Origin of the sequence: Paraburkholderia sp. (assembly GCF_026225065.1) — a bacterium.
Taxonomy (GTDB): Bacteria; Pseudomonadota; Gammaproteobacteria; order Burkholderiales; family Burkholderiaceae; genus Paraburkholderia.
Genome location: NZ_JAMFSB010000347.1, coordinates 1 through 5,571, shown reverse-complemented (window position 1 = coordinate 5,571; position 5,571 = coordinate 1). Strand labels below are relative to the sequence as shown.

Here is a 5,571-nt window from a genome sequence, read left to right as displayed (position 1 = left end):
TCCAGCTCGTGACGGGCCGTCAATGGAAGGGCTCCGCGTTCGGCGGCGCACGTGGCCGCACCGATGTGCCGAAGATCGTCGACTGGTATATGGAAGGCAAGATCAACATCGACGATCTGATCACGCATCGTCTGCCGCTCGATCGTATCAACGAAGGCTTCGACCTGATGAAGAAGGGCGAGTCGATCCGCTCGGTCGTGCTGTACTGATGCCCGATTTACCTTGCAATCAAGGGAGAATGCGATGCTCGAACTGCTAGCCAATCACACCTGCTATGGCGGCGCGCAGCGCATCTACAAGCATGAGTCGAAGGTGATCGGCCTGCCGATGCGTTTTGCGGTGTATCTTCCGCCGCAAGCCGTACAGGGGGCGAATGCCGCGGCGGTGAAGGTGCCGGCGCTGTTCTATCTTGCGGGTCTCACCTGTACCGAGGAAACCTTCCCGATCAAGGCAGGCGCGCAGCGGTTCGCCGCGCAACATGGGATTGCGTTGATCGCGCCGGACACCAGTCCACGCGGTGCGGGTATCCCTGGCGAAAGCGCGGCGTGGGACTTCGGCGTGGGTGCGGGGTTCTATGTCGATGCGACCGAGGAGCCGTGGTCGAAGCACTTCCGGATGTACTCGTACGTGCGCGACGAACTGCGGGAAACGGTGCTGGCGAATCTGCCGGTAGACGGCGATCGGCTTGGCATCTTCGGTCACTCGATGGGTGGCCACGGCGCGCTGATGCTGGCGCTGCGCAATCCGCAGATTTACCGCTCGGTGTCGGCATTTGCGCCGATTGCGGCGCCCTCGATCTCTCCGTGGGGCGAGAAGGCGTTCGGCGGATATCTGGGCCAGGATCGGGCGGCGTGGAAGGCGTATGACGCGAGCGAACTGGTGGCGAACGCGTCGCACAAGTTCGCGGAGGGGATTCTGATCGATCAGGGCCTGTCGGATCAGTTTCTCTCCGAGCAGTTATACCCCGATGTGTTCGAAGCGGCGTGCCATGCCGCAGGACAGCCGTTGATGTTGCGGCGTCACGTGGGTTACGACCACGGATACTATTTCATCTCGTCGTTCATCGAGGATCACATCGCGCATCACGCGAAGGTTTTGCTCGCTTGATGCGCGCCCCCTTACCGCCGCCCCAGCAAACTTCCGCCATACACCAACGCGGCTAGCGCGGTGATCCAGAAGCTCGTCGGCCAATCCGTATAGAACGCGAGCGTGAGTCCCAGCCACGCTTGCACCAGCGCAAGTAGCGCCGCGAGCACGAGGCCGGCGGAGAGTCTTGTGGTGAGGTTCTGCGCCGCTGCCGCAGGCCCCACCATCAGCGTGAACACCAGCAACACGCCGACGATCTGCGTACATGCCGCCACGGCCAGCGCGGCAATTGCCAGAAACAGCACCGACACGAGCCGCAGCGACACGCCCTTGGCCTCGGCCAGTTCTGGCTGCAGCGAAGCGAACAGCAACGGCCGCATGATCGCGGCGAGCGCGAGCAAGCTGAGAACGCCGAGTCCCGCGAGCACGCCCAGCGTGGAGGTATTCACGCCCAGCACGTTGCCGAACAGCAGCGCGGTGACCTGGGTCGCGTAAGCGGTAAAGAAATGCAGAAACAGCAGGCCGAAGCCGAGCGCGAGCGAGAGGATCACGCCGATCGCCACATCGCGTCCGGCGAGTTTCTCACCGAGCGCGCCCATGCCGACGCCTGCCGCCAATGTGAAACCAATCATTCCCCAGATCGGGGAGATGCCAAGCAGCACCGCGCCCGTCGCGCCGGTAAAGCCGACGTGCGAGAGCGCGTGGCCCGCAAACGTCTGTCCGCGCATCACCAGAAAATAGCCAACAATCCCCGCCAGCACCGCGACGATCCCCGACGCCGCGAATGCGTTCACCATGAAATCGTATTCAAACATCGTTCGTGTGTCCGTCGCGTGAGGCGTGGTTATGGCCGTGTGAGTGGCCGTGGCCATGCGAATGTCCATGGCCCGACGCGCCGCCATGATCGTGATCGTGGGCGTCGTCTTCGTGTTCGTGATCGTGCTTTTCGACTTCGACGTCGCCTGACATCACGAAGATGCGGCCATTCACGCGCATCACGTCGATGGCCGAGCCGTAGAGCCGCGACAGCACCGGCTTCGTGATGACTTCGTCAACCGTGCCAAGCGCTGCGACGCCACTGCCCAGATACAGCACCCGGTCGAGCGCATGGAGCAGCGGATTGAGTTCATGCGCCGAGAACAGCACCGCGATGCCGAGTTCCTGCTGCACGTTACGCACCAGTTCGACCACGCTCTTCTGATGATGCGGATCCAGACTGATCAGCGGTTCGTCGAGCAACAGGAGTTTGGGATTGCCGAGCAGACATTGTGCGAGCAAAAGACGCTGACGCTCGCCGCCCGACAACTCGGACAAAGGCCGCGCCGCCAGCGTGCGGCCACCCACCAGATCCAGCACGCGTTCGACGTCCGCGCGAGTCTTCGCATCTGCGTGCGGCAGACCCCAGCGGTGGCCGTCGGCGGCCATCGCGACAAAGTCGCGGCCGCGCACCCGGCGCCCGGCGAGCGCGGCGCGCGTCTGCGGCATATAGCCGATCGACGCATTGCCGCGCTCCACCGGCTGGCCAAGGACGCGGATCGTGCCGCTCGCCGCCGGCACGAGGCCGAGCACGGCGCGCATCAGCGTGGTTTTGCCCGCGCCGTTCGGCCCGAGTACGCCGATGAATTCACCTTGATTCACCTGCAGACTGGTGTCGCGCAGGATGGCACGGCCGCCCAGTTCCAGCGTCACGTTCTCAAGTTCGAGAACAGGCGCGGCGGTGGACGGTGTGCGGCCAGTCAGATTCATTACGTGGTTCCGTTGATTACTGCCTTACTTGGCCGCCGACGCTGCCGCTGGCGCACCAGTGTCGCCCGCCGCCAGCGCCGCGGAGAGCGCGTCCAGCTGCGAGAGCATCCACACCTGGTAGTTCTTGCCGGCCGGTTCCGTTTCCGTGACGCTCATGGTCGGCACGTGCGATTGCTGCGCGAGTTTCAACATGCGCTTGGTCAGGGCCTCGGTTGCCTGGCTGTTATAGATCAGGACTCGCACGCGCTTTTCGCGCAGATCGCGTTCGAACGCAGCGATATCCGATGCGCTCGCTTCCGTGTCGTTCATCGTCGCCAACTGGAAGCGCATATTGCGCATCGTCAGGCCGACAGCATCCGACATATAGCCGAATACCGGTTCCGTCGCCGTGACCGGCACGCCAGCATAACGGCCGTGCAGATCGGCAATCTTGGCGTCGATCGGCTTGAGCGAATCGAGAAACTTCGCGAGGTTCGCATCGTACGCCGACTTGTTCGCCGGGTCAGCCGTTTCGAGCGCCGTGGTGACTGCGCGGGCCACGGCGGGCATGGTTGCCGGGTTATACCAGAGGTGCGGATTGTCGCCGCTTTTCTTGCCGATGAGATCGGCCGCGACAATGATCGTGCGCTTTGCATTGTTCTTCGATGCGTTCAGCAGCTTCGCCATCCACGGATCGTAATCGGCGCCGTTGTAGACCACAAGGTTCGCGTGCTGCAACGCGCGGGCGGTCTTCGGGCTGGCTTCGAACAGGTGCGGATCTTCGTCCGGGTTGCTCAGGATGCTGGTGACGTCCACATGGTCGCCACCCAGTTGATGCACCACGTCGCCGTAGAAGTTTTCCGCGGCGACCACCTGGATCTTAGCGGCCTGCGCGTAGGCGCCCTGGCCGAGCGCCAGCACGGCGGCGCCGGCCACCAGATACTTCGACAGGCTGAGCACACGGCGCGCATCGTGCCACTTCAAGCTGAGTTTCTTCATCGGTATCCCTGCTGCTAAAGAGTTGGATGCGAAGGGCTCCGGGCGACCCGGCAGAGCTTCGCGGTTGAGGCGGGAATGCAATGATATAACGTATCTAATAAGTTTGTCAGTGTCGACGGACAGGGGCCGCCGGTGTATCGCTGTCGCAAGGACGTGCGGCAGCCTCGACAGAGTGCGACAAAGGACTCCCCCCGACGCTGCCGCGCTGCACCATCGAAATCTCGTTAACCGCCTTGACATGACCGGACTCGTATCCGATCATTCGATCACCAACAGAGCAATTGTTCGCGCAACGAGCGTTCGCTCACCACGCGGCAAAACTCGAAAACGAACCGGAGACACGCAGTGGCAACGCGATTGCAAGGGAAAGTGGCGATCCTCACGGGTGCAGCAAGCGGAATCGGCGAAGCCGTAGCCCGCCGGTATCTGGACGAAGGCGCGAGTTGCGTGCTGGTCGACGTGAAGCCCGCCGACGGTTTCGGCGCGGCGCTGCGCAACGCGGACGGCGACCGGGTGCTGACCATCAGCGCTGACGTCACACGCCGCGAAGACATCCAACGCATCGTCGCGAGCACCGTCGAACGGTTCGGCCAGATCGATATTCTCTTCAACAATGCTGCGCTGTTCGACATGCGTCCGATTCTCGACGAATCCTGGGACGTCTTCGACCGGCTCTTCGCCGTCAACGTCAAAGGCATGTTCTTCCTGATGCAGGCCGTCGCCCAGCGCATGGTCGAGCAGGGCCACGGCGGCAAGATCATCAATATGTCATCGCAGGCTGGCCGGCGCGGCGAAGCACTCGTTTCACACTACTGCGCAACCAAAGCCGCCGTACTAAGCTATACGCAGTCCGCTGCGCTGGCGCTAGCGCCGCACAAGATCAACGTCAACGGGATCGCACCCGGTGTCGTGGATACGCCGATGTGGGATCAGGTCGACGCGCTCTTCGCTCGCTACGAAAACCGTCAGCCCGGCGAGAAGAAGCGCTTGGTCGGCGAGGCGGTGCCGCTTGGCCGCATGGGCGTGCCTGCAGACCTGACCGGCGCGGCGTTGTTCCTGGCTTCCGCCGATGCTGATTACATCACCGCACAGACTTTGAATGTCGACGGCGGCAACTGGATGAGCTGACCCTTGGGCCGTTGCCCGCACAACGCCCGTTTGCATAACAACGCAGTAAAACATAACGTACTAGAAAGGAGACAAGTGATGAAAGCAGCCATGAAACCCGCGCTCAAGGCCGTCGGCGCCGCCGCCGTTGCGTGCGCAGCGTTGAACGCCACGGCCGGGACGGTGACGATCGCGACCCTGAACAACCCGGACATGATCGAGCTGAAGAAGCTGTCGCCGGCGTTCGAGCAGGCCAATCCGGACATCAAGCTGAACTGGGTGATTCTGGAAGAAAACGTGCTGCGTCAGCGCGCCACCACCGACATCACGACCGGCAGTGGCCAGTTCGACGTGATGACGATCGGCGCTTACGAGACGCCGCAATGGGGCAAGCGCGGCTGGCTCGCCCCGATCACGAACCTGCCCGCCAGCTACGATCTGAACGACGTCGTGAAGACGGCCCGCGAGGGGCTCTCGTACAACGGCTCGCTGTACGCGCTGCCGTTCTACGTCGAAAGCTCGATGACGTACTACCGCAAGGACCTGTTCGCGGCGAAGGGGCTGACCATGCCCGATCAGCCGACCTATGACCAGATCCAGCAGTTCGCCGACAAGCTCACCGACAAGGCGAACGGCATGTACGGCATCTGCTTG

Annotated in this window: 6 protein-coding genes and 1 pseudogene; 4 read left to right on the top strand and 3 right to left on the bottom strand. The window is 62.8% G+C overall.

Annotated elements, in window-relative coordinates; translation table 11 throughout:
• Window positions 1–209 (top strand): annotated as a pseudogene (locus M0954_RS24040) (S-(hydroxymethyl)glutathione dehydrogenase); the annotation flags it as partial.
• A 34-nt stretch (window positions 210–243) separates the two neighbouring features.
• Window positions 244–1,107 (top strand): S-formylglutathione hydrolase, encoded by an 864-nt coding sequence (fghA, locus tag M0954_RS24035; RefSeq protein ID WP_133892876.1) that lies wholly within the window; start codon window positions 244–246, stop codon window positions 1,105–1,107.
• An 11-nt stretch (window positions 1,108–1,118) separates the two neighbouring features.
• Here fghA and M0954_RS24030 read toward each other — a convergent pair whose 3' ends face one another.
• From M0954_RS24030 to M0954_RS24020, 3 genes are read right to left on the bottom strand one after another with little or no spacing between them, the layout of a single operon-like run.
• On the bottom strand, window positions 1,119–1,901 hold the full coding sequence (locus M0954_RS24030) for a metal ABC transporter permease (protein WP_122153487.1): 783 nt from the start codon (window positions 1,899–1,901) through the stop codon (window positions 1,119–1,121).
• On the bottom strand, window positions 1,894–2,832 hold the full coding sequence (locus M0954_RS24025; RefSeq protein ID WP_297355909.1) for an ABC transporter ATP-binding protein: 939 nt from the start codon (window positions 2,830–2,832) through the stop codon (window positions 1,894–1,896). Before M0954_RS24025 ends, M0954_RS24030 begins: the two co-directional genes overlap by 8 nt.
• Window positions 2,833–2,856: 24 nt before the next feature.
• Window positions 2,857–3,810: a metal ABC transporter solute-binding protein gene (locus M0954_RS24020; protein WP_122153489.1), complete on the bottom strand. Its 954-nt coding sequence runs from the start codon at window positions 3,808–3,810 to the stop codon at window positions 2,857–2,859.
• Between the two features lie 345 nt (window positions 3,811–4,155).
• Here M0954_RS24020 and M0954_RS24015 point away from each other — a divergent pair, with 345 nt between their 5' ends.
• Window positions 4,156–4,938: an L-iditol 2-dehydrogenase gene (locus tag M0954_RS24015; protein ID WP_122153490.1), complete on the top strand. Its 783-nt coding sequence runs from the start codon at window positions 4,156–4,158 to the stop codon at window positions 4,936–4,938.
• A gap of 78 nt (window positions 4,939–5,016) precedes the next feature.
• Window positions 5,017–5,571, top strand: a 555-nt coding sequence (locus M0954_RS24010; RefSeq protein ID WP_297355907.1) for an extracellular solute-binding protein, incomplete at its 3' end; no start/stop codon positions are given.

Excerpts from the sequence above, each read along its gene's own strand:
- fghA (WP_133892876.1), top strand. The coding sequence starts at position 244 with ATGCTCGAACTGCTAGCCAATCACACCTGCTATGGCGGCGCGCAGCGC.
- M0954_RS24030 (WP_122153487.1), bottom strand. The coding sequence starts at position 1,901 with ATGTTTGAATACGATTTCATGGTGAACGCATTCGCGGCGTCGGGGATC.
- M0954_RS24025 (WP_297355909.1), bottom strand. The coding sequence starts at position 2,832 with ATGAATCTGACTGGCCGCACACCGTCCACCGCCGCGCCTGTTCTCGAA.
- M0954_RS24020 (WP_122153489.1), bottom strand. The coding sequence starts at position 3,810 with ATGAAGAAACTCAGCTTGAAGTGGCACGATGCGCGCCGTGTGCTCAGC.